Source organism: Cellulosimicrobium sp. So1_17, assembly GCF_055181235.1.
This window is the reverse complement of sequence record NZ_CM143702.1, coordinates 4,332,315-4,355,810: the sequence shown is the minus strand read 5'-3', so window position 1 is coordinate 4,355,810 and position 23,496 is coordinate 4,332,315. Positions and strand designations below refer to the sequence as shown.

At 72.7% G+C, this 23,496-nt stretch carries 20 protein-coding genes; 15 read left to right on the top strand and 5 right to left on the bottom strand.

Features of this window, described 5'->3' with window-relative positions:
- Positions 1-15: 15 nt before the first annotated feature.
- Both ACZCLJ_RS19190 and ACZCLJ_RS19185 read left to right on the top strand, forming a co-directional pair.
- On the top strand, positions 16-990 hold the full coding sequence (locus tag ACZCLJ_RS19190) for a lysylphosphatidylglycerol synthase domain-containing protein (protein ID WP_463104925.1): 975 nt from the start codon (positions 16-18) through the stop codon (positions 988-990).
- Positions 990-1,706, top strand: a complete 717-nt coding sequence (locus tag ACZCLJ_RS19185; RefSeq protein WP_463104924.1) for a class I SAM-dependent methyltransferase — start codon at positions 990-992, stop codon at positions 1,704-1,706. Before ACZCLJ_RS19190 ends, ACZCLJ_RS19185 begins: the two co-directional genes overlap by 1 nt.
- Before the next feature lie 13 nt (positions 1,707-1,719).
- Here the strand turns inward: ACZCLJ_RS19185 and rfbD are convergent, their stop codons facing one another.
- Entirely contained in the window at positions 1,720-2,610 is an 891-nt protein-coding gene (gene rfbD, locus ACZCLJ_RS19180) for a dTDP-4-dehydrorhamnose reductase (RefSeq protein ID WP_463106430.1), read from the bottom strand.
- 184 nt (positions 2,611-2,794) lie between these two features.
- On the opposite strand from rfbD, the gene ACZCLJ_RS19175 reads away from it, so the two are divergent.
- Entirely contained in the window at positions 2,795-3,412 is a 618-nt protein-coding gene (locus tag ACZCLJ_RS19175) for a dTDP-4-dehydrorhamnose 3,5-epimerase family protein (RefSeq protein ID WP_463104923.1), read from the top strand.
- On the opposite strand, the gene ACZCLJ_RS19170 is transcribed toward ACZCLJ_RS19175, so the two are convergent.
- On the bottom strand, positions 3,390-4,523 hold the full coding sequence (locus ACZCLJ_RS19170) for a glycosyltransferase family 4 protein (RefSeq protein ID WP_463104922.1): 1,134 nt from the start codon (positions 4,521-4,523) through the stop codon (positions 3,390-3,392). The genes ACZCLJ_RS19175 and ACZCLJ_RS19170 overlap by 23 nt on opposite strands.
- 98 nt (positions 4,524-4,621) lie before the next feature.
- Here ACZCLJ_RS19170 and ACZCLJ_RS19165 point away from each other — a divergent pair, with 98 nt between their 5' ends.
- From ACZCLJ_RS19165 to ACZCLJ_RS19110, 12 genes are all read left to right on the top strand, one after another.
- Positions 4,622-5,362, top strand: coding sequence for a glycosyltransferase family 2 protein (locus ACZCLJ_RS19165; RefSeq protein WP_463104921.1), 741 nt, complete (start codon positions 4,622-4,624; stop codon positions 5,360-5,362).
- Positions 5,359-5,751 (top strand): DUF2304 domain-containing protein, encoded by a 393-nt coding sequence (locus tag ACZCLJ_RS19160; protein WP_251150345.1) that lies wholly within the window; start codon positions 5,359-5,361, stop codon positions 5,749-5,751. The genes ACZCLJ_RS19165 and ACZCLJ_RS19160 overlap by 4 nt, the downstream gene beginning before the upstream one ends.
- Entirely contained in the window at positions 5,741-7,015 is a 1,275-nt protein-coding gene (locus ACZCLJ_RS19155; RefSeq protein WP_463104920.1) for a lipopolysaccharide biosynthesis protein, read from the top strand. Before ACZCLJ_RS19160 ends, ACZCLJ_RS19155 begins: the two co-directional genes overlap by 11 nt.
- A complete protein-coding gene (locus ACZCLJ_RS19150; RefSeq protein WP_251150347.1) occupies positions 7,012-8,052 on the top strand; it encodes a glycosyltransferase family 2 protein in 1,041 nt (346 codons plus the stop codon). The genes ACZCLJ_RS19155 and ACZCLJ_RS19150 overlap by 4 nt, the downstream gene beginning before the upstream one ends.
- Entirely contained in the window at positions 8,049-9,635 is a 1,587-nt protein-coding gene (locus ACZCLJ_RS19145) for a DUF2142 domain-containing protein (protein WP_463104919.1), read from the top strand. The genes ACZCLJ_RS19150 and ACZCLJ_RS19145 overlap by 4 nt, the downstream gene beginning before the upstream one ends.
- Positions 9,636-9,771: 136 nt before the next feature.
- A complete protein-coding gene (locus ACZCLJ_RS19140) occupies positions 9,772-10,842 on the top strand; it encodes a glycosyltransferase family 2 protein (protein ID WP_463104918.1) in 1,071 nt (356 codons plus the stop codon).
- A 222-nt stretch (positions 10,843-11,064) separates the two neighbouring features.
- Complete coding sequence (locus ACZCLJ_RS19135; RefSeq protein WP_463104917.1) at positions 11,065-12,171, top strand: nitroreductase family protein; 1,107 nt, start codon at positions 11,065-11,067, stop codon at positions 12,169-12,171.
- Complete coding sequence (locus tag ACZCLJ_RS19130; protein ID WP_251150351.1) at positions 12,155-13,132, top strand: lysylphosphatidylglycerol synthase domain-containing protein; 978 nt, start codon at positions 12,155-12,157, stop codon at positions 13,130-13,132. The genes ACZCLJ_RS19135 and ACZCLJ_RS19130 overlap by 17 nt, the downstream gene beginning before the upstream one ends.
- A complete protein-coding gene (locus tag ACZCLJ_RS19125) occupies positions 13,129-14,355 on the top strand; it encodes a polysaccharide pyruvyl transferase family protein (protein WP_463104916.1) in 1,227 nt (408 codons plus the stop codon). The genes ACZCLJ_RS19130 and ACZCLJ_RS19125 overlap by 4 nt, the downstream gene beginning before the upstream one ends.
- Before the next feature lie 86 nt (positions 14,356-14,441).
- Positions 14,442-15,566 (top strand): glycosyltransferase family 4 protein, encoded by a 1,125-nt coding sequence (locus ACZCLJ_RS19120; RefSeq protein WP_463104915.1) that lies wholly within the window; start codon positions 14,442-14,444, stop codon positions 15,564-15,566.
- Complete coding sequence (locus ACZCLJ_RS19115; protein ID WP_463104914.1) at positions 15,563-16,594, top strand: glycosyltransferase family 2 protein; 1,032 nt, start codon at positions 15,563-15,565, stop codon at positions 16,592-16,594. The genes ACZCLJ_RS19120 and ACZCLJ_RS19115 overlap by 4 nt, the downstream gene beginning before the upstream one ends.
- Positions 16,591-18,975: a glycosyltransferase gene (locus ACZCLJ_RS19110; protein WP_463104913.1), complete on the top strand. Its 2,385-nt coding sequence runs from the start codon at positions 16,591-16,593 to the stop codon at positions 18,973-18,975. The genes ACZCLJ_RS19115 and ACZCLJ_RS19110 overlap by 4 nt, the downstream gene beginning before the upstream one ends.
- A gap of 64 nt (positions 18,976-19,039) precedes the next feature.
- Here the strand turns inward: ACZCLJ_RS19110 and ACZCLJ_RS19105 are convergent, their stop codons facing one another.
- From ACZCLJ_RS19105 to ACZCLJ_RS19095, 3 genes are read right to left on the bottom strand one after another with little or no spacing between them, the layout of a single operon-like run.
- Positions 19,040-21,526 carry a glycosyltransferase gene (locus ACZCLJ_RS19105; protein ID WP_463104912.1) on the bottom strand — a complete coding sequence of 829 codons (2,487 nt, stop codon included), beginning with the start codon at positions 21,524-21,526 and terminating at the stop codon, positions 19,040-19,042.
- A gap of 7 nt (positions 21,527-21,533) precedes the next feature.
- Positions 21,534-22,499, bottom strand: a complete 966-nt coding sequence (locus ACZCLJ_RS19100; protein WP_463104911.1) for a GDP-mannose 4,6-dehydratase — start codon at positions 22,497-22,499, stop codon at positions 21,534-21,536.
- A gap of 5 nt (positions 22,500-22,504) precedes the next feature.
- A complete protein-coding gene (locus ACZCLJ_RS19095) occupies positions 22,505-23,491 on the bottom strand; it encodes a GDP-mannose 4,6-dehydratase (RefSeq protein WP_463104910.1) in 987 nt (328 codons plus the stop codon).
- Between the last annotated feature and the right edge of the window lie 5 nt (positions 23,492-23,496).

Below are 23,496 nucleotides of genomic sequence, written 5' to 3'. Positions count from 1 at the left end.
CCGTACTGTGGGCCCGTGACATCCGAGGAGCCCGGTGCTGCGGAGGACGACGGCCGCACCCCCACCGCCCGTGCCCGGTGGGTCCGCCTCGCGGGCCGCCTGGTCGCCGTCGTCGCCGTCGGGCTGTGCGTGTGGACGGTCGTCACGCAGTGGGACCGCATCTCGGGAGACCTGCGGTCGGCCGACCTGACGCTCCTCGTCGTGGCTCTCGTGGTCAGCGCCCTCGCGGGCCTCGTCCTCGCCACGGCGTGGTGGTACTGCCTACGCATCGTCGGGCACGGCCGCACCGTGACCGACGTCCTCGCCTGGTACTTCGGCGGCGAGATCGGCAAGTACCTGCCCGGGGGGATCTGGGCGATCGTCGGGCGCGGCGAGCTGTCGCTGCGCGGCGGGATCGACCGGCGCACCAGCTACGCCTCGACGCTCCTGTCGCTCGGCGCGATCGTCGTCTCCGGCGGGTGGTTCTGCGGCGTCGTCGGGCCGCTCGCGGTCGGTCTGGGCGACGCGCCGAGCTGGGTCGCGTGGTTCGCCCTCGCCCTCCCCGTGGGAGCGGTCCTCCTGCACCCGCGCGTCGTCGGGCTCGGGCTGCGGCTGATGCACGTCGCGCTCCGGGGAGACCGGATGCTCACGGTGCCGAGCTGGGCCGCGATGGCGCGGCTGACCCTCCTGACGCTGCCCTCGTGGCTCTTCGTCGGCGGGGCCGCGGTGCTCGTCACCGCGTCCCTCGGGTACGCGCAGTCGCCCGCGGCCGTGTCCATGGCCGCCGTGGCCGCCTGGACGGTGGGGATCGTCGCGGTCCCCGTGCCCGCGGGAGCGGGGTTGCGGGAGATCGTCTTCGCCGCCCTGTGCGGACTCGGCGCGGCGCCCGGTGTGATCGTTGCCACAGTCTCCCGACTGCTCTATGTTCTCGTGGACGGCGCCGCCGCCCTGGTGGCGTTCTCGTACCTTCGACGCAGGAGTCGCCTGGCGGCGACCGAGGAGCAGCCCTGATGAGAGACACCGTCCTCCGCATGTCGAAGAGCGCCTACGTGTCGGGCATGAAGACGCTCGGGTCGGGCCTGCGCGCCCTGCACGTCCTCGACGACGCCCCTCCTCCCCGTGCCGCGCGCACCAAGCACTGGTTCTACAGCCTCACCCGCGTGTACGACCCCCAGGCCATGATCGAGATGGACGTCCCGTGGTGGACGTACGACGCGATCGACGCGGTGGAGTCATGGCTCGGCGGCCGCGAGCACGCGCGGATCTTCGAGTACGGGTCGGGCGCCAGCTCGCTGTGGCTCGCGCGCCGCGCCGGCGAGGTGCACTCGGTCGAGCACCACGAGGGCTTCTACGAGTACATGCGTCCCGCGTTCGAGGCGCAGGAGAACCTCAGCGTCGAGCTCGTCGAGCCGGAGGTCTCGGAGCACCCCGCGGTGCCGTCCCAGAAGGAGGGGCAGTCCGGGCTCGACTTCGCCGACTACGTCGCGGCGATCGACCGCGCGGGCGGGACGTTCGACCTCGTGGTGGTCGACGGCCGCGCGCGCGGCGCGAGCCTCGCGCGCGCCGTCCACCGGCTCGCGCCGGACGGTCTCGTGGTGTTCGACAACAGCCGCCGGGCCAGGTACCGGCCCGCGATCGAGGGCAGCGGGCTGCGCGAGACCCGCTGCACCGGGCTCACGCCCACGCTGCCGTACGGCGAGCAGACGTCGCTCCTGACCCCCGCCTGACCGCCCCGGCCGGTCAGCCCCGGCCGAGCACCGTGGGCGCGGCGAGCGCCCAGCGCTCCTCCCACGCCCCGATCGGCTCCACGCCCGCGGCGCGCAGGGCGTCGTGCCCCAGCACGGAGTACGCCGGGCGGGGCGCCGGACGGACGAAGCCCTCGCTCGTCGTCGGCACCACGCGGGCGCGCCCGCCCGCCGACGCCACGACGTGCCGGGCGAACTCGTACCAGGACGCGGAGCCCGACGACGTGCCGTGGTACGTCCCGCTCGGAGCACCTGCAGCCACGAGGCGCACGACGAGGTCCGCGAGGTCGACCGTCCACGTCGGCTGACCGACCTGGTCGTCGACGACGGTGAGCTCGTCGCGCTCGCCGGCGAGCCGGGCCATCGTCTTCGGGAAGCACGCGCCGTGCGCCCCGTACAGCCACGCGGTCCGCACGACGAGGTGGTCCGGGGCCTCGGCCCGCACGGCCCACTCGCCCGCCGCCTTGGTGCGCCCGTAGGCGGACCGCGGCGCGGGTGCGGCGTCCTCCGCGTACGGGGTGGAGGCGCGACCGTCGAACACGTAGTCGGTCGAGACGTGCACGACCCGTGCGCCCGCACGGGCGGCCCCCCGTGCGACGTTCGCGGCGCCCGTGCCGTTCACGGCGAAGGCGGCCGGCTCCTGCGACTCGGCGTCGTCCACCGCGGTCCAGGCGGCGCAGTTGACGACCACGTCGAAGCCTCTGGCCGCGGCAGCCGTCGCGCTCGGGTCCGTGACGTCGAGCGACCGGCGGTCCACCGGCACGACCTCGTCCCCCGAGGCCGCGACGGCCGCCACGACGTCCTGTCCCAGCATCCCGCCCGCGCCGACCACCAGCCACCGGCGTGATGACCCGGTGGGTCCGGTCCGCGTGGTCCCGTGGTCCATCGTCTCGTCCACGACGCTCCGTCCCTGGATGTGGGCCGCGCTCGGCGGCCTGCAGAGATGCGCCCGCCCGCGTCGCGCAGAGGGCCGCACCGTGCGCCCGGTCGGGGCACCGTAAGATCCTAGGGCCCGCCGCGCGACGTCCGCGGCGGGGTCCGCCACGACGTCCGGAAGAGGAGTACGACCGATGCAGCTCCGCGAGCTCGCCGTCCCCGGTGCGTGGGAGATCACGCCGCAACAGCACGGCGACCCGCGAGGGGTCTTCCTCGAGTGGTTCAAGGCCGGACCCTTCGCCGAGGCGGTGGGGCACCCGCTCGACCTGCAGCAGGCCAACTGCTCGGTCTCCGCCGCAGGCGTGCTGCGCGGGATCCACTTCGCCGACGTCCCGCCGGGACAGGCCAAGTACGTGACGTGCGCCCGGGGCGCGGTGCTCGACGTCGTCGTGGACGTCCGCGTCGGTTCGCCGACGTTCGGGCAGTGGGACTCGGTCCTGCTGGACGACGTGGACCGTCGGGCCATCTACCTCGGCGAGGGGCTCGGGCACGCCTTCCTCTCCCTCGAGGACGACTCGACGGTCCTGTACCTGTGCTCGACCGGCTACGCGCCCGGCCGCGAGCACGGGATCCACCCGCTCGACCCGGCAGTCGGCATCGAGTGGCCGACGACGGCGCGCGACGGCTCGCCGCTCACGCCCCAGCTCTCCGCGAAGGACGAGGCCGCACCCGGGCTGCACGAGGCGGCGGAGCAGGGCCTGCTCCCGACGGCCGCGGCCGTCGAGGGGTTCATCGCCTCCCTGCGCGCCTGATCGCGGCCTCGTACGCCTCCACGTGGACGCGGGCCGCGGCGGCCCACGTGAACTCCTGCGCGCGGACGGCGGCCGCGTCGGCGAGCGCCGCACGGCGCGCGTCGTCGGCGAGGAGCGAGCCCAGCTCGCGCGCGATGGAGGTGTCGTCCGTCCCGCAGTACGCGACGGCGTCGCCGCCCACCTCCGGCAGCGAGAGCTCGCGCGTCGTGAGCACCGTCGCACGGCAGGCCATCGCCTCGAGCACGGGCAGGCCGAACCCTTCCCCGAGGCTGGGGTAGGCGAGCACGCTCGCCCCACCGAGGAAGCCCGGCAGGTCGTCGAGCGGCAGATAGCCCGGACGGCGGACCGTCAGGTGGTCGGGCACGTGCGCGATCTCGGCGTCGATCCGGTCGTCCCACCCGCGGCCGCCCGCGAGGACGAGAGCCGGGGGGCTCTCGAGCCCGGCGCACGCCTCGACCCAGCCCCGGACGAGGGCAGGGACGTTCTTGCGGGGCTCGAGCGTCCCGAGGAAGCCGACGTAGGGCGCGTCGCCGACGTCGAGCGTGCGGCGCACCCGCTCGCGCTCGTCGGTGCTCGTCGGGTGGAACCGCGCGTGGTCCACGCCGTGGTACGCGACGAAGAACTTCCCGGCGTCGGCGCCGACGAGCCGGACGACCTCGTCCCGCGTCGCGCGGGACGGCACGACGAGCGCGTCCGCGCGCCGCGACGCGACCTTGATGGCGTTGCGGAAGAAGACGGCCTTGGACCGCAGGTGCAGCTCCGGCGTCGTGAAGAAGGTGGCGTCGTGGAGCGTGACGACGGTCGGTGCCCCCGTGACGATCGGGAGCGTGTAGTGCGGCGAGTGCACGACGTCGGGACGCACGGAGCGCACGAGCGCCGGCAGACCGGACTGCTCCCACGCGAGGCGCGTCGCCCGACGGGCGACGTGCGAGGGCGCGGGCACGAGCTCGGCGGCCGGCGCGACGCGCGCGAAGAGGTCGACGTCGCGTCGCTGGACGGCGAGGACGAGGTCGACCCCGGCGGCGACGAGCTCGGGGACGAGCTCGTCGACGTAGCGGCCGACGCCCCCACGGTCGGCCGGGACGGCGGTGGCGTCGAGGAGGACTCGCACGAGGGCGCTCCAGTTCCTGTGTCGCGATGGAAAGGGCCGGGAGACAGGGACACTAGCAAGGCCGTCCCCCGGGTCGGGCAGCGGTATCATCGTCGACCGTGACCGCCCCCGGACCTCCTCGCGTGCTCGTCGTCGTGCCCGCGTGGAACGAGGAGGAGGCCCTGCCCGGCGTCCTCGACGACATCGAGGCCTCCATCCCCTGGGCGGACGTCCTCGTCGTCGACGACGGGTCGACCGACTCCACCGCCGCCTCGGCGCGACGCGGCCGGACGATGGTCCTCGAGCTCCCGCTCAACCTCGGCGTCGGAGGGGCGATGCGCGCCGGGTACAAGTTCGCGCGCAACCACGGCTACGACGTCGCGGTCCAGCTCGACGCGGACGGCCAGCACGATCCCGCCGAGGTGCCCAGGCTCCTCGAGGTGCTGGAGTCGCAGGACGCCGACGTCGTCATCGGCGCCCGCTTCGCGGGCGAGGGCAAGTACGCCGTGCGCGGCCCCCGGCGATGGGCGATGCGGCTGCTCTCCGTGACCTTGTCGAGGGTCACGAAGACGCGCCTGACGGACACGACCTCGGGCTTCAAGGCCTCGAACCGTCGCGCGATCGAGCTGTTCGCGCGGGACTACCCCGCGGAGTACCTGGGCGACACCATCGAGTCGCTCGTCATCGCCGCGCGCTCGGGGCTGCGGGTCCGGCAGGTCGGCGTCTCGATGCGCCCGCGCGCCGGCGGCACCCCGTCCCACAACCCCGCCAAGGCGGCCGTCTTCCTCGGTCGCGCGGTCCTGGCGCTCACGATCGCACTGACCAGGCCCGTCGTCGTGCCCGAAGGAGACCTCCCTTGAGCGGATACGTCCTCGCCCTGGGCGCGTGCGTCGCCCTCGTCGTCTTCCTGGTCGTCCTCCTCCGCCGTCGCCGCCTCCGTGAGAAGTACGCGGCCACCTGGCTGGTGCTCGCCGTGGCCGTGTGCGTCGTCGGCGCGTTCCCGGGCGTCGTCGAGACCCTCGCGGGCGTGGTCGGCGTCGAGACGCCGAGCAATCTCCTCTTCGCGCTCGCCCTCGCGGTCCTGCTCGGCGTGTGCATCCAGCTGAGCGTCGAGACCACTGCGCTCGAGGAGGAGACGCGCGTCCTGGTCGAGGAAGTCGCCATGCTCCGCTTCGACGTCGACGTCCTCACCCGCGGTTCGCGCGCGCGCACCGACCTCGACGTCGAGACGCTCACCGATGAGGGCTGACCCCTCCAGGACGCGTGCCGACCTCGGACCGATCTGGGTGGCGTGCGGGCTGGGCCTCTTCGGCCTGTCCAACTTCGTCTTCCTCGCCCTCGTCGGCCGCGACCTCGGTCCCGCGGCCTCCGCACCCGTGTCGGTCGCGTGGACCGTGCTCAACGCCCTGGGCATCGGCCTGTTCCAGCCCTTGGAGCAGGAGACCGGACGCCGGCTGGCCGCGAGCCGGGCGACCGGGCGCGGCGCCAACGTCGTCACGGCGGTCCGGTTCGGGGTCGTGGCGTCGGCCGTCGTCCTCGTCGTGGGCCTCGCCCTCATGCCGTGGCTGGCCGACGTGTTCTTCGGCTCCGCCCAGGACATCGTCGTCGTCGTGGTCCTCGGTCTCGTCGGCCAGGCGCTCGCCTACTACGCCCGGGGAGTGCTGGCGGGTCAGGGACGCTTCGTCCGGTACGGCGCGCAGCTGGGCGTGGACGGCGCGCTCCGGATCGTCCTGGCGGGCGCGCTCTTCGCCCTGCCGGACCCGTCGCGCCTGTCCTACGGGCTCGTCCTCGTGCTCGCGCCCGTGGTCGCCACCCTCGTCACGGCCTCGCCGCGCGCGCTCCTGCACGTCGGGCGGGGACATCGCGACCTTCCCCGGGGTGCCGGGATCGGCGCCCTCGTCGCCGCGTCCACCGCTGCACAGGTCCTCGCGAACCTCGGCCCGATCGGCATGGCAGCGCTCGCCACGCCCGCCCAGCAGGGTCTCAGCGGTCGTTTCGTCGCCGCCGTGACCGTCGCCCGGATCCCGCTCTTCCTGTTCGCCGCGGTCCAGGCGGTCTTCCTGCCGTCCCTGGCGGGTCATATCGCGCGGCACGACGTCGTCCGGTACCGGACGGCAGTCCGCGGGGCGCGCCTCGCGGCCCTGGCTCTCGCCGTCGCCGGTGTCGCGGGCGTCTGGCTGCTCGGCGAGCGGGCTCTGGCACTGATCTACGGTCCGGAGTTCGCTGTCGGGCTCTCCACCCTCGTGGTCGTGGCGGTCTCCGGCGGCGTGTTCATGCTGGCGCAGGTGCAGGCCCAGGCGCTCCTCGCCCACGAGCAGGAACGGGTCGTCGCGCTCGCGTGGGCCGCCGGCGTCGTCGGCGCGCTCGTCTCGCTGCCCCTGCCCGGCACGCTCGACCTCCGCGTCGCGGTCGCCCTGACGATCGGGTCGGCCGTCTCGTTCCTCGCCCTGACGATCGCCCTGCGCCGGACGGACCGCCGCTGGGACCAGCTCCGCCGAGAGGCCCTCCCGTGACCCAGCCCGACGTCTCCGTCGTCGTCCTCGCCTTCGGCGCCGAGGAGTACCTGCACGAGGCGGTGCGCGCGGTCCTGGCCTCCGAGGGTGTCACGATCGAGCTCGTCGTCGTCGACAACGGCTGCACCTCCGACGCCGTCGGGCGGCTCCCTGCCGACGAGCGCGTCGAGGTCCTCACCCCCGGCCGGAACCTCGGCTTCACCGGTGGGGTGAACCTCGGCGCCCGACGTGCGCACGGGAGGTTCCTCGCCCTCGTCAACAGCGACGCCGTCGTCGAGCCGTCGACGCTGTCCCGCCTCGTCACCCACCTCGAGGGCGCGCCCGACGTCGGTGTCGCGGGTGCCACCGTCCTCCTCGCCGACTCCCCCGGCACCGTGAACTCGGCGGGGAACCCGCTGCACGTGCTGGGTCTGAGCTGGGCCGGCCGGATGGGGACGCCCGCAGCCGAGGTCCCCGCGGTTCGCGACGTCGCCTCCGCCAGCGGCGCGTGCCTGGTCCTGCGGCGCGACCTCTGGGAGCACCTGCGCGGGTTCCCCGACGAGTACTTCGCGTACATGGAGGACATGGAGCTCAGCTGGCGGTGCTGGCAGCAGGGCCTGCGCGTGCAGGTGCTCGGCGACGCGCGCGTGCTCCACCACTACGAGTTCTCCCGCAGCCCGCTGAAGATGTACCTCGTCGAGCGCAACCGCTGGCTGCTCCTGCTCACGTGCCACGAGCGCGCCACCCTCGCCGCTCTCGCGCTCCCGCTCGTCGCGTTCGACCTCGCGCTGCTGCTCGTCGCCGTCCTGCAGGGCTGGGGTCGGCAGAAGGTCGCCGGGTGGTGGTGGTGCCTCACCCACGCGTCGTGGATCCGTCGGCGTCGTGCGGTCGTCCAGCGCGCCCGGACCGTTCCGGACCGCGAGCTGTTCTCCCTCCTCACCGACACGTTCGACCCGGCGCAGACACCTCTCCCTCCCGCGGCGCGACCGCTCGAGGGCGTGCTGCGCGCGTACTGGTCGACCGCCCGCCGACTGCTGACGCGAAAGGGTCGACCATGACCCGGACCACGGTCTCCGCCCCCGCCGCCCCTGCCACCCCCGGCACTCCCGCGTGGGTCGAGCGGGTGTTCACCGCGCGGCGCTCGACACCTCGCGCCGCGTTCTGGTCAGCCTTCGTGGCGCTGTTCGCCGTCAGCGCCCTGTGGGCCGTGAGCAACCCGCTCATGGCGTCGGTCGACGAGCCCGCGCACGTCGTGAAGGCGGCCGCCACCGTGCGCGGTGCCGAGGACCTCTCGCCCGACGGTGCGGAGAACGGCATCGGCGTGGTGGAGCTGCCGAACCTGTACCTCCAGCTCTCGCTCTACCCCAACTGCTTCGCGTTCGACCCCGACCAGCCGGCCTCGTGCCAGCCGGACCTCAGCGGCGACATCGACACGCCGACGCCCGTCCAGACCTCCGCGATCAACTACAACCCGTTGTACTACGCGATCGTGGGCCTGCCGAGCCTTCTGCCCGGGGGCGGCGAGCACACGGTCCTTCTCATGCGCCTGGTGAACGCCGCCCTGGCCTCCCTCGTGCTGGCGCTCGCCGTGCGCACGATCGTCGAGCTCAGGACGCGACGCTGGCTCGGGCTCGCGCTGCTGCTCCCCGTCACACCGACGGTCGTGAACCTCCTCGGGTCGGTCAACCCCCAGTCGATCGAGGTCACCGGCGCGGCGCTCCTGTGGGTCGCCCTCCTCGCCCTGCTGCACTCCCCGGACGCCGCGCTCACGCCGCGGCGCCTCGTGCGGGTGGGGATCGCTGCGCTCCTCCTCGCCAACGCGCGGAGCCTCGGCCCGTTCTTCGCCGCCCTGATCGTGGTGCTGTGCGTCGCGAGCGTGCCCTGGTCGACGCTGCGGGAGGTCTTCCGCGACCGCCGACTGTGGTGGGGCGTGGCGGCGGGCGTCGCCGCGTGCGCGGTCGGCACGGCCTGGATCTTCGGTGCGAGCGCGGTACCCGACGGGGGCGGTTCCGGGATCCCGCTCCGCGACGCCGTGACCTTCACGCTCGGGAACACGAGCGCCTACGTGCAGCAGCTGATCTCCGCGCTGGGGTGGCTGGACGTCGCCGTCCCCGTCTGGCTCTACCTGCTCGCCGCGGCCACCATCGGCTTCGTGGTCTTCCTGGCCTGGGCCCTCGGCCGCTCGCGGGACCGCCTCCTGCTGGCGGGCCTGGCCCTCGTCGTCTTCGCCCTCCCGATCGCGTTCCAGGCGGCGCAGGCGCAGTCGATCGGGTTCTTCTGGCAGGGACGCTACATCTTCCCGCTCTCGGTCGGGTTCGTGCTCCTCGCGGGCCTGGTCGTGTCCCGCGCGGCGGACGTGCTGCCGGGGTGGCTGCACACCAACCTGCTCGCGACCCTCGGCGTCGGCCTCGTCGCGGTGAACGTCGCCGCGTTCGCGGTCAACATGCACCGCTACGTCAACGGGGCCGCCGGCGGGTGGTTCAGCACGGACGCGGACTCCTGGGCGCCCGTCGCCCATCCGCTCGTGCTCGCGGCCCTGTACACCGCGGCCTGGGCAGCGCTGGTCGTCGTGGTGCTGCGCGCGACCTCGGGCGACGACCGTCGTCGTGCGCTGACCAGCGCGGAGACGTCCGACCGCTGACGAACGACGCCCACCGCGTCCGAGGAACGGACGCGCCCGGCCACCGGCGTGCGCCGACGCCCGTCCGACGGTGACTAGACTGCTGCACGTCAAGCGTCGCTCCGTCGAGCCCGCCTCCGTCCTCAGTGAGTGTGAGATGAAGCTGTTCGTCCAGGTCCCCTGTCTCAACGAGGAGGCGACCCTCGGCTCGGTCCTCGCCTCGATCCCCCGCGAGATCGAGGGTGTCGACGAGATCCACGTCCTCGTGATCGACGACGGGTCGACCGACCGCACCGTCGAGGTCGCACGCGAGCACGGAGTGGTCCACTTCGTGCGCCACACCCGCAACATGGGTCTCGCCCGGTCGTTCCGGGACGGCGTCGACTACGCGCTCAAGCACGGCGCCGACATCGTCGTGAACACGGACGGTGACAACCAGTACCCGCAGGAGCGCATCGGCGACCTCGTCGCACCCTTGATCCGCGGCGAGGCCGACATCGCGATCGGAGACCGGCAGACCGCCACGATCGCGCACTTCTCGCCGTTCAAGAAGCTCATGCAGGGGATCGGGAGCAAGGTCGTCAACTTCGCTGCCGGGACCGACCTGCCCGACGCGGCGAGCGGGTTCCGGGCGTACTCCCGGTCGTCGCTGATCCGTCTCAACGTGGTCACGCAGTTCAGCTACTGCATGGAGACCATCATCCAGGCGGGCAACAAGCGCCTGCGCATCGCGAGCGTGCCGATCTCGACCAACGCCAAGACCCGCGAGTCCCGCCTGTTCACGAACATCGGCCAGCACATGGTCAAGTCGGGACAGGCGATCTCCCGCAGCTACATCATGTTCAAGCCGCACACCGTGTTCGTCACGCTGGGGCTCCTGTTCCTCGTGGTCGCGCTCGTTCCGTTCGTCCGCTTCCTCGTGCTGACGCTCGTCGGGGACGCGGGCGACCACATCCAGTCGCTGATCTTCGGCGCCGCCATGCTCTTCGGATCGCTCCTCTGCTTCGCGCTCCTCGTCATCGCCGACCTGCTCAAGACGAACCGCACGCTCATGGAGGACACCCTCGAGCGGCTCAAGGAGATCCAGTACGGCCGACCCGATCGCGCGGAGCGGCCGACGCTGCCCGCGGCCGGGACGGTCGCACCGGCGTCGGTCCGCACGGCCGCCGCTCGAGACCCGCAGCCCGTCCGGGTCCAGGAGGAGCTTCCCCCGGCCGCGATTCGCTGAGACGACCGGTCGCGCAGTTTTCCTCTCCTGTCCGAGCCGTGGGAGGATGCCCGTCGGCGCACTCCGTCCCGGCGCACCACGCCACCGGCCGTCGGCTCCGTGCGGACGCACCCCGACCGGTCGTCGCGCCGTCCTCTCGGAGGAGGCGTCCGGCCGCGCCGGAGACCGCCCGTCCTGACCACCGCCAGGCCCGCGTGCCGCGGGCGAACACGACGACCTGAGGTGCACGCAGTGCTGAAGAAGCTCAAGAAGTTCGCGAAGGACGCGCTGGCCGTCCCCCAGGTCCGCCGTGCCTACGAGCGGACCACCCTCGGCGTCCTCGAGGTGTTCGGCAGCAACCGCCCCGCGGCGACCGCCTACTCGGTGCTCGGGCTCGGGACCTTCAACCGCGAGCAGTACGGCATCCTCGCGGGGCGGCGGGCGTACTACCGCAACCTCAGCCGCGCGCGTCACTCGCACGTGGAGCTGCGACGCAACGTCCACCGTCTGGAGAAGGGGATCCTCATGGAGCCCCGCCGGGAGGTGTTCGCCCGCGACTACATCGAGGAGACGGTCGACTTCTACGGGCGCGCCGTCCGCGGCCGTGGACCCGGCACGGGGATCGACGACGTCGAGCTGCGCTGGGCCGATGCCGTGCTCGCGGAGTACTTCTCCGTCGTCGCGCCCGGTGAGCCCGTGGTGGACCGCGCCCGCGCCGCCTACGAGGCGTTGCCCAAGCCGGACGGCGTCGTCGTGGACCGCCCGCTCTTCCCGTACGCGCAGTCCGACATCAAGCGCAGCGACGTCTCGTACGACGACCTCCTGGCGCTCGCCCACCAGCGCCGCTCCGTCCGGTGGTTCGAGGACCGCCCGGTGCCGCGCGAGCTCATCGACAAGGCGCTCGTGGTCGGTCGCGAGGCTCCCACCGCCTGCAACCGGCTGCCGTACGAGTTCCTCGTCTTCGACGACGCGGACGCCGTGCAGAAGGTTGCCTCGATCCCCTTCGGCGCGGGCGGCTACGGGCACCAGATCCCCACCGTCATCGTCGTGAAGGGGCGCTTCGACTCCTACTTCTCCCCCCGCGACAGGCACGTGCCGTACGTCGACGCGTCCTTGGCCGCGATGGGCTTCATGCTGGCGCTCGAGACCCTCGGTCTCTCCTCCAGCGTGATCAACTGGCCGGACTTCGAGCCGCTCGAGATGAAGATGCAGAAGACCCTCGGCCTCGCCCCGTACGAGCGCGTCGTCTTTCTCATCGCCGTCGGATACCCCCGGCCCGACGCCCTCGTCGCCTCGTCCCCGAAGAAGTCCTTGGACGTGATGCGTTCGTTCAATGCGCTGGCCGAGTGACCGGGTGGCGTCGGTCTCGGGAGGTCGGCGCAGAGCGCTCCGTATCGCGCTGACGGTCGTCGTCGTCGCGGTCGTCGGCTACTTCTTCGGCCGGTCGCTCCTCGACAACATCGACGCCGTCCGCGACATCGACTTCACCCTGGACGGGTGGATCGTCGCCTCGGTGCTCCTCTTCGCCTGGGCAGTCGTCGTCTCCGGCCAGCTCTGGGGCAGGATGACCTCCGAGCTCTCGGGGCACCGCGTCCCGGCGCTCGAGGCGATCCGCGTCCACTCGTTGTCCTGGCTGCTCAAGTACGTACCCGGCCAGGTCGGGTCCGTGGTCAACAAGGTGGCGTGGGCCAAGGACGTCGGGATCTCGCGCACCCTCGTCACGCTGACGTTCGTCTACGAGAACGTCTTCCTGCTCGTCGGTTCCCTCGTCCCGCCGACCGTGGTGCTCCTCGCGATGGGGACGTTCGACGTCAGCGGGAACGGGATGCTCGTCCTCGCCCTCGTGTCGCTCGTCCCGCTCCTCGCGCTGACGAACCGCCGGTTCTTCCGCTGGGCGTCGAACCTGCTCGCTCGCCGGACGCTCAAGCGGGAGATCCCGCACGAGTACTTCCTCACCTCGCGCCAGTCGCTGCGCTTCCAGGTCCTCTACCTGCTCCCGCGCGTCGTCAACGGGGTCGGTGTCGTCGCGATCGCGATCTCGATGATCGACCCTCCGGCGTCCACCTACCTCCCCCTCGCGTGCGCGTACATCATCGCGGGCGCCGTGGGGATCCTCGCCGTGTTCGTGCCGAGCGGCATCGGTGTCCGCGAGTCGGTGTTCGTGCTCCTGGCCACGCCGTACGTCCCCGTCGAGCAGGCCATCGTCCTCTCCCTGGCCGCGCGGCTCCTGGCGACGCTCGCCGACGCCGTCGTGGCAGCCCTCTACCTCGCGCTCAGAGCGCTCTCACACCGCAAAGGACACACAGCATGAGGATTGCGATCATCGGTTCGGCCTTCTCGGGCAACAAGGGTGCATCGGCGATGCTCGAGAGCTCCGTGCAGCACCTGAGCGCGCGTGACGAGGAGGCCCGGTTCGTCCTCCTCAGCATGTACCCCGACTCCGATCGTCGTCTGAACCCGTTCGGCAACGTGCGCGTCATGCGCGCGGACCCGGTGCGCCTCGGCGTGCTGATCAACGGCGCGGCGCTGCTCCACCGTCTCCTGCCGCCGGCACGCGCCGCGATCCGCCGGGCGGTGCCCGAGGTGCGCGCGCTCGCGGAGAGCGACGTCCTCCTCGACGAGGGCGGCATCACGTTCGTCGACGGCCGCGGGAAGTTCCTCATCTACAACGTCGCCAGCATCCTGCCCGCGCTGTTCGTCGGCACGCCCGTGGTGAAGGTCGCCCAGGCGATGGGACCCTTCGAGAGCGCGCTGAACAAGCTGGCCGCGCGGGCGATCCTGCCTCGGATGGCGGCCATCGTCTCGCGCGGTGCGATCACCCACGAGCACCTCGTCGGCCTCGGCCTGACGAACGTGCACGCGGGTGCCGACCTCGCGTTCACGCTCGAGGTCGGTCCCGACGACGTCGCGGCGGCCGAGTCCGCGGTCGACCCCGCCTTCTTCGCCGACGGCGACGTCGTCGGCTTCTCCCCCAGCGCCGTGCTGGCGAAGTCCGCCGCGGCACGTGGCGAGGACTACGTCGGCCAGGTCGTGGCGCAGATCGACCACATCACGCAGACCCTCGGCCGCAAGGTCTTCCTCGTCGCCCACAGTGCACGCGCGCACACCGACAAGGTGCACAACAACGACCTCCCGCTGTGCCGGGAGATCGCCGCGCGGGTCGCCGACCCGGGGCGCGTGCTCTTCGTCGACGACGAGCTCAGCTCGCAGTCGCTGCGGCACCTCATCTCGCGGTGCGACGTGTTCGTCGCGTCGCGCTTCCACGCCATGGTGTCGTCGCTGTCCACCGAGGTGCCGACGCTGGTGATCGGCTGGAGCCACAAGTACCGGGAGGTCCTGGACATGTTCGGGCAGTCCCGGTTCGCGGTCGGGCACAGGGAGCTCACGGACGACGTCTTCCGGTCCCTCCTGGCCGACCTGCTGGCCGACCGCGAGGCCATCCACGAGGAGATCGCGACGGCGCTCGTCGACGTGCGTCGCACGGCGTTCCAGCAGGTCGAGCTGATCGAGGAGATCGCGCGCGGGCGGGCGTAGCTCCGGCCGTGGCCGTGCGACCCGGGCGCCTCGGTCCGTCGCGAGGGCTGACCGGAAGGCCGTCGTGAGCATCTAGGCTGGGCCGCGTGCCTTCCCGCCCCGTGCTCCGTGTGACGCTCACCGTCGAACAGCTGTGGCAGCCCGTCCCGGGCGGCTCCGGGACCTACGTGCGCGAGCTGACGCAGGGCCTCGCGGCGCGTGGGGACGTGTCCGTCGCGGGCGCTCGTGCCCGAGGCGGCTCGGCGGGAGCCCACGGCCTGCCCCCGGCCATGCCCGTGCATCGGTCCGCGCTTCCCCGCCCCGTGCTCTACGAGGCCTGGTCCCGCTGGCGGCGGCCCCGGCTCGCCGGCCCACGCCCCGACGTCGTCCACGCGACGACGTGGGCGGTCCCCCCGCCCTCCGCGCCCCTCGTCGTGACGGTGCACGACCTGGCGTTCCGCCGCGCGCCCGAGCACTTCACCCCCCGGGGCGTCCGGTTCTTCGAGCGTGGCCTCGACATCGTCCGGCACGAGGCGGCGGTGGTCGTGACGCCGTCCGACGCGACGAGGCTCGACTGCCTCGACGCCGGCATCGAGGACTCCCGGATCCGGGTCGTCCCTCACGGCGCGGGCGGCCTTCCCGTGACGGAGACCGAGGTCGACCGGTTCCGCCGGCGGCACGCGCTGGAGCGGCCGTTCGTGCTCTGGTGCGGTGCGCTGGAGCCACGCAAGAACGTCGCGGGCCTCGTCGACGCCTACCGGCTCCTGGTCGCGCGCGGCGCCGACCTCGACCTCGTCCTGGCAGGCCCGCCGGGCTGGGGCGACGCCGAGCACGACGTCGCGTCCCGGCTCGCGTCGGTCCCCGCGGACCGGGTCCACCGCCTGGGTCCGCTGAGCGTGCACGACCTCCACCTCGCGTACGCCGCCGCGCGCGTCTTCTGCTTCCCGTCGTGGTGGGAGGGTTTCGGCATGCCGGTGCTCGAGGCCCAGTCGCACGGAACTCCCGTCGTCACCTCCCGCGGCACGTCGATGGCGGAGGTCGGCGGCGACGGCGTGGTCCTCGTCGACCCGGCCGCCCCGGACACGATCGCCGAGGGGATCGAGCACGCGGCCGGCGAGGGGCACGACGTGCTCTCCCGCGCCGCCGTGGAGAACGCCGCCCGGTACACGTGGGAGCGCTCGGCCGCGGCGCACGTCGAGGCGTACCGGGACGCGCTGGGGGTGGTCGCATGACCGGCCCGTCGGCGCCCAGGGTGCGAGCCGTCGTCGTCACCTGGAACGGTGCGGACCTCCTGCGCGAGTCGCTCCCGTCGCTGCTCGCCCAGGACGTCGCCGACGGGGAGCTCGACGTCCTCGTCGTGGACAACGGCTCGTCGGACGGGACGCTCGCGATGCTCGCCGCCGAGTTCCCGACGGTCCGGGTGGTCGCGAGCCCCGAGAACCTGGGCTTCGCAGGAGGGGCCGAGCTCGGTCTCCGGGACCTCGACGCCGAGTACGCCGTGCTGCTCAACAACGACGCCCGCTTCGAGCCGGACGCGGTGCGGAAGCTGGTCGAGGTCGCCGACGCCGAGCCCACGGTCGGCGCCGTGACGGCGAGGATCCTCCTCACGGAGCCCGACGCGCTCGGCCGGACGCTCATCAACTCGACGGGCAACGTCGTCCGGCCCGACGGCGCGGGCGGCGACCGGGACTGGCTCGCCGTGGACGGGACGGTCGACCCGGACCCCGACGTCTTCGGGTTCTGCGGTGGCGCGGCGCTCCTGCGGGCCGCCGCGCTCCGCGACGTCGGGTCGTTCGACCCCTGGCTGTTCCTCTACTACGAGGACACCGACCTCTCGTGGCGGCTGCGCGCGCACGGATGGGCGGTGCGCTACTGCGCGGCCTCGGTCGCGCACCACCGGCACGCCGCCAGCAGCGACACGACCAGCCCGCTGTTCCGCTACTACAACACGCGCAACTCCCTCGTCGTCCTCGGCCGGCACGCACCGCTGGCCGTGGTCGCGCGGTCCTCCGCGCGCCAGGTCGCCGCGGCGGTCGTGCACAGCCTCCGCCGTTCCGAACGACCCGCCGTGACCGCCGCGCGGCGGCGCGCCGTCCTCGACGCCGTGCGCCGCGCACCGACGACCCTGCGCGAGCGGCGGCACCTCTGGCGCGGAGCGGCACGTGCCCGCGCGCAGGTGTTCCGGACCGCGTCGGCACGAGGTGCCCGCTCGGAGGCCCCTCCCCCGCCCCCTTCCGTCCAGAACCAGGAGATCACGTGACCGTCGTCGTCGTCGCCACCGCACCCACGTTCGCCGCGGCCCGCGCGACGGTCCGGTCCGTCGGGCGTGCCGCCCCGAGCACCCCCGTCGTCGTCCTCGCCCTCGACGACGGCTACGTGCCTGTGCGCGACGAAGAGGTGCGGCGCCCCGAGGACGTCGTCCCGGACGCGGAGCTGCACCGCTGGGCGGCGCTGCTCACGGAGGACGGGCTCGTGCGGCTCCTCGGCGTGCGCCTCGCCGCCGATCTCCTCGCCGCGGGACGCGAGGTCCTCCTGGTCGCCGCAGGCGTGGTCCTGCTCTCCTCCCCGGCGCGGATCACGGGCCTCGTCGGAGAGACCGGGCTCGTGCTCCTCAGCCGGACGACGGACCCCCTGGCACGCCTCCCCCTGGACACCGCGGCGTCGCTCGTCCCGGGTCCGCGTCTGGCCTCCGAGCTGATCGCGCTCGGGCCGACGGTCCTGCCAGCGCTCCCGTCGCTCGTCCGTCTGCTCGAGTCGTGGGAGGTGGGCGACGCCGCCCTGGACCTCTTCGCGATGGCGGTGCCCGTGACCGTCGTGCGCGACGACGCCGCGCTCGTGACCCGCTGGAACACGCCGTCCACGGCGCGCTTCGACGAGGAGGGCGCCGTCCTGCGCCGGGACGGTCGGGACGTCGTCGCGCTGGACCTCGGCGGCCTCGACCCCGCACGGCCCTGGCTCTTCGACGCCCGGAGCGACGACCCGCCGATGCTCCTGCTCAGCGAGCACCCGGCGCTCGCGCGCCGGTCCGCCGCCGAGGCCGAGGAGCGCGGGCGGGACGTCCGCCCGGCGAGCCGGCGGTTCTCCACGACCGCGTCGGGCACCCCGCTCCACGCGCACCTTCGCCACGTCTTCCGGCGGGCCGCGTCCGCGGGCGGGACGTTCCCCGACCCCTTCGCCGCCGGGGCCGCGCAGGCGCTGACCGGATGGCTGCTCGACGTGCTGCCGAACGGTCATGAGGCCGGCGTGGCGCGCTATCTCGCGGCGGCGTACGACGACCGGGACGACCTGCGCGCGGCCTTCCCGCTGGTCCCCGGGCCCGACACCCCCGCACTGGCGGCCTGGGCGCTGGCGAGCGGGGTCGGCGAGGAGCCCTACGACGCGGGGCTGATGCGGGCCGCCGCGAGAGCCACGGCCGACGCGCAGCGGACGGCCCCCCTGCGTCAGCAGGGCCACCACCCGCACGGGGTCAACCTCGTCGGATACCTCACGGGTGAGCTCGGGGTGGGCGAGTCGGCGCGCCTCGTCGAGCAGGCGCTCACGGCGGGTGGCGTCCGGCACTCCACCGTGTCCGTGGCACGGAACCTCCAGAGCCGAACCTCGGCCGCCTACGAGGCGTCCCAGGACAACGAGGTCTTCGACATCACGCTGCTGTGCGTCAACGCCGACCAGACCCCGGAGATCGCGGCCGCCGTCGAGACCCTCACCGCGGGGTCCCGGCGGATCGGCATGTGGTACTGGGAGGTCGAGTCGTTCCCTGCCGAGCACGCCGCGGCGTTCGAGCACGTCGACGAGGTGTGGACGGCCACGGACTTCGTGCGCGACGCCGTCGCCGCCGTCTCACCGGTACCCGTCGTCACCATGCCGCCGCCCCTACCGCAGCGGTCGCCCGAGCGCCCGGCGCTCCCCGAGGGTCTCGGCATCCCCTCCGGTCGTCCGTACTTCCTCTTCGCCTTCGACTACCTGAGCACCGTGGAGCGCAAGAACCCCTGGGCGGTCGTCGACGCGTTCCGGTCCGCCTTCGCACCCGGCGAGGGACCGGTGCTGGTGCTCAAGACCATCAACGCCGACAAGCGACCGGCCGACGCGGAACGACTTCGGCTCCTCGTCGCGGGGGACCCGGACGTCGTGCTCCTCGAGGGGTACCTCTCCGCTGCCGAGCGGGACGCCCTCGCGGCCCGCTGCGCGTGCTACGTCTCTCTCCACCGGTCCGAGGGGCTGGGCCTGACCATCGCCGAGGCGATGGCGTGGGGCCGACCGGTCATCGCCACGGCGTACTCGGGCAACATGCAGTTCATGACCGAGGAGAACTCGTTCCTCGTGCCGTGGACGAGCACGCCGATCCCCGAGGGGGCCGACCCGTATCCCGCGGGGAGCCCCTGGGCGGAGCCCGACGTGGCCGCCGCCGCCGCGCACATGCGGACGGTCGTCGACGACCCGGAGCGAGCGCGAGCGGTCGGTCGGCGGGCGGCGGAGGACATCCGGACCTTGCACTCTCCCGGGGTCGCGGGGCGCCGGATGGCCGAGCACCTGGCCGGCCTGCACGGGGCGAGCAGGAACCTCGACCAGCGGCTCACGTCCCTGCGCGACGTCGTCGCCCGCCGGGGGCGGGCGCTGCGGGGATCCCTCCCCTTCACGCGGTGAGGGCGGGCGCGGCGCGCCGTGGCGCTCCGCACCCGCCCTCACCGTCCGGTCAGGCGGCGTCCGGTCAGGACGACGGGCCGAGAGCCCGACGCACGCGCCCGCCCGCACGTCGTGCGACCTCACCGATGCCCCCGGCGCGCAGGTAGTCCCGGGCCAGGGCGAGGTCCGCACGGAGCCCGCCTCGACGCTCGAAGCCACGGGCCACGGTCTCCGGTTCCCCCAGGTCGTAGTGGAGGTCGGCCGCCCGGCGCGGGAACCGGCAGAAGTCGACGAGCGGACGAAGCACCTCGGCCCAGCGGTACGACTCCGCGAAGCCCTTCACGTTCTCCCGTGCGGCGGCGATCGCCACGTCGTCGAACAGGTAGGTCTCGAGCGCCGCCTCGAGCGCCTCGACGTCCTCCGGGGGGACCGCGGCACCCAGGCCGTGCTCGGTGATGAGGCCGCCGAAGGTGTCGCCGCTCGTCGCGACGATCGGCAGCTCGGCCCAGAGGTAGTCGAGGATGCGCGTACGGAAGCTGAACGCCGTCTCGACGTGGTGGAAGTGCGTCGAGACGCCCAGGTCCGCGTCGAGCAGGTAGTCGGCTCGTTCGCCGTACGGGACCCATCCCTCGTTGAAGAAGATGTGCTTGCCCGTCAGGCCGAGCTCGTCGGAGAGCTGCTGGAGCTCCCAGGCGATCCGCATGTCCGGCACGCCGGGGTTGGGGTGCTTCAGCCCGAGGAAGTACAGGCGCACCTCCGGGTGGCGGCGACGGAGCCGGTCGACCGCGCGCACGAGGGTCAGGGGGTCGAACCAGTTGTAGACGCCGCCGCCCCAGAGGATGACCTTGTCGTCCGGACCGATGCCCGGGACGGTGCCCTTGATGGCGTGCCGGCGCTGCACCGGGTTCTCGTCGGCGATGCCGAACGGGACGACGGCGATGAGCGAGTCGAGGCTCTCGTCCTCGTCGTAGACGGCCGCGTTCACGCGGCCCTGGCCGGCCATCTGCCCGAGCCAGAAGTCACGCTGCTTCTCGGAGGCGCACAGGACGAAGTCCGCCCGCGCGAGCTGCTCGTTGAGCACGCGGGTCGTCTCCCGGATCGACCGGTCGCGACCGCTCGGACCGAGGTCCTTCGCCTGCTCGAGCTGCTCGAGGTGCATGGGGTCGTAGACGTCGGCGACGAGGATCTTCGAGCTCTCCTTGAGCCAGGGCGCGCCCTCGAGGAGGAAGCCCTGGAAGACGATGACGTCCGCCCAGTCGGTCTGCTTGCGCAGCTCCCGACCGTGCGCGTGCACGACGTCGAACTCGGGGGACTCCACCTTGACGCCGGCCGTCGACAGGAGCCGCACCTCGGCGACCGGGGCGAGGGCGTGCGCGATCTCCCACGCGCGGATCGCCGGCCCGGCCATCCGCTCCAGGAGGGGCTCGCCGGTCACGACGAGCACGCGCTGCCGCGACACGAAGTGCTCGTCGATCCCGAAGGCCTCGACGAGGTCGTGGTGCGCCGTCAGGTAGCTCTCGATCGCGTAGGCCGGCTCGATCGCGTGCCGGAACAGCGGGAAGAGCTCGCGGTCCGAGCGTCGACGTCGTGCCTGCAGGTCCCTGCGGGACTCCGCGAGCGACGGGAGCTGCTCGACGAAGTAGTCGATGGCCAGCGGGCCCGTGAGCGCCATCTTCTCGATCTCGACGGTGCCGACGTCGTCGCCGCCGGGCGACCGCTGCAGGTCGAGCATCGTGGCGTCCGTGCCGGTGCGCGCGACCGACCGACGGACGGCGAGCGCCATCGCGGCCGGGAGGGCGCGCGCGAGCGACTCGTCGTCGAGGTTCTTGTACATCGAGAGCAGCGCGTTGCGCTCCAGGAGGTACGACTCCCGGTAGTTCCCGAACTTCTTCATCGTGACGTGGTGCTTGTGGTACGCCACGGACCCCGGGACGTACCGCACGCGGTAGCCGAGCAGGTTGAGACGCCAGCCCAGGTCCACGTCCTCGTAGAACATGAAGAACCGCTCGTCGAACCCGCCGATCTCGCGGTACAGCGCAGCGGGGACGAACATCGCCGCACCCGTGCCGAAGAGGACGTCCTTCGGGACGTCGTACTCCGCGGAGTCGGGCCACTCCGCCTCGCGCTTGTAGCCCATGCCGTACCAGGTGAGCGACCCGTCGACGTAGTCGACGAGCTTGCCCTCCCAGTCCAGGACCTTCGATGCGACCGCACCGATCGACGGGTCGGCGCTCATCGCCTCGACCGCCGCGGTGATCCATCCCGGACCGGGGCGGGCGTCGTTGTTGATGAAGCCGACCCACTGTCCCGTGGCGTGCGCGACGCCGGTGTTGCACCCGCCGGCGAAACCGAGGTTGCCGCCCGACTCCACGACCTTCGCGTGCGGCACGGCCGCACGGATCCGCTCGGCGCTCCCGTCCTGCGAGTCGTTGTCGACGACGATCAGCTCGAGCCGCTCGCTCGGCCAGTCGACCTCGTCGAAGGCCCGGAGGCACGTGATCGTGTCGTCCGCGCCCTTGTAGTTGACCAGGACGACGGAGACCACACCGTCGCGCACTGTCGGCTCGTTCACGTCGGCGTCAGCCCTTTCCTGCGAGGGCGAGGTCGTGGTCGACCATCCGCCCCACGATCTCGTCGAATCCTACGGTGGGCGCCCAGCCCAGGACGGAGCGCGCCCTCGAGGCGTCGCCCACCTGCTCGGCGGCGTCCGCGGGTCGGACGAACCGCTGGTCGATCTCGACGTGCGAGCGCCAGTCCTCGATCCCGGCGCGCTGGAGCGCGACGCGGACGAAGTCCTCGACCGAGTGCGTCGCACCCGTCGCGACGACGTAGTCGTCGGCCTCCGCGTGCCGGACGGCGCGCACCATGGCGTCCACGTAGTCCGGCGCCCAGCCCCAGTCGCGGCGGACGTCGAGCCGCCCGAGCGTCACGACCCCTCCGCCGTCCCGGGCGATCCGCGCGGCGGCCGCGGTGATCTTCCGGGTCACGAAGGACTCGGGCCGCCGGGGTGACTCGTGGTTGTAGAGCACGCACGTCGAGACCGCGAGACCGCGACCGCGGTAGACCGCCGCCGACTGGTGCGCGTAGGCCTTGGCCGCGCCGTACGGCGACAGCGGACGGACCGACGTCTGCTCGTCCTGGGGCGTGCGGTCGGGCGACCCGAAGATCTCCGCGCTCGACGCCTGCAGGACGCGCACCGGCCGCCCGGACGCGTCCTGCGCGCGACGCGCGGCCTCGAAGAGGGCCACGGCCCCCAGACCGCTCACGCTGCCGGTCTCCACCGGGTGGTCCCACGAGTACGCGACGGAGCTGATGCCGCCCAGGTTGTAGATCTCGTCCGGCCGGACGTCCTGGACGATCCGGGCGACGCCCTCGGCGTCCCGGAGGTCGCCGACGTGGACCTCGACCCCCTCCGGGACGGAGGTCCCGGCCGGGGTCGACGTCGAGTGCACGATGCCGTGGACCTCGACGCCCTCGGCCACGAGACGCTCGGCGAGGTAGGAGCCGTCCTGACCGGTGACGCCGGTCACGAGGGCTGTCGTCATCCCCGTCACCGACCGGCGTGCCCGGACTGCTCCCGGAGGTCGTTCTCGACCATCATCCCCACGAGCCCCGGGAAGTCGACCTTGCGCTCCCAGCCGAGCTTCTCGTGCGCCTTGGCCGGGTCGCCGATGAGCAGCTCCACCTCGGCCGGACGCATGAACCGCGGGTCCTGCTTCACGTAGCCGGACCAGTCCTCGATGCCGACGTGGGCGAACGCGTGGTCGAGAAGGTCGCGGATCGAGTGCGTCTCGCCCGTCGCGACGACGTAGTCGTCGGCCTCCGGCTGCTGGAGCATGCGCCACATCGCCTCGACGTAGTCGCCCGCGAAGCCCCAGTCGCGCTTCGCGTCGAGGTTCCCGAGGACGAGGTCGTCCTGGAGACCGAGCTTGATCCGTGCGACCGCCTGCGTCACCTTGCGCGTGACGAACTCGGGGCCGCGGCGCGGGGACTCGTGGTTGAAGAGGATGCCGCTCGAGGCGTGCATCCCGTACGACTCGCGGTAGTTGATGGTCATGTAGTGACCGAAGACCTTCGCGACGCCGTAGGGCGAGCGGGGCCAGAGGAGGGTCGACTCGCGCTGCGGGACCTCCTGCACCTTCCCGAACATCTCCGAGCTCGACGCCTGGTAGAAGCGGACCTTCGACGGGTCGTCGTTCGAGTAGAGCCGCACGGCCTCGAGGATGTTGAGCACACCCTTGCCGGTGACGTCGCTCGTCAGCGTGGCGTTCTCCCACGAGTACGCCACGAACGAGATCGCGCCGAGGTTGTACACCTCGTCGGGCTGGGCGACCTGGAGCGCGCGCAGCAGCGACGAGAGGTCGGTCAGGTCACCCGTGACGAGCTTGACGTCGGGCACGGTCTCACGGACCAGGTCGAGCTTCGGGTTGTTCTGTCCACGGATGAGCCCGTAGACCTCGTAACCCTTCGAGAGCAGCAGCTCCGAGAGGTACAGACCGTCCTGGCCGGTGATGCCGGTGATGAGCGCGCGTGCCATGGTTC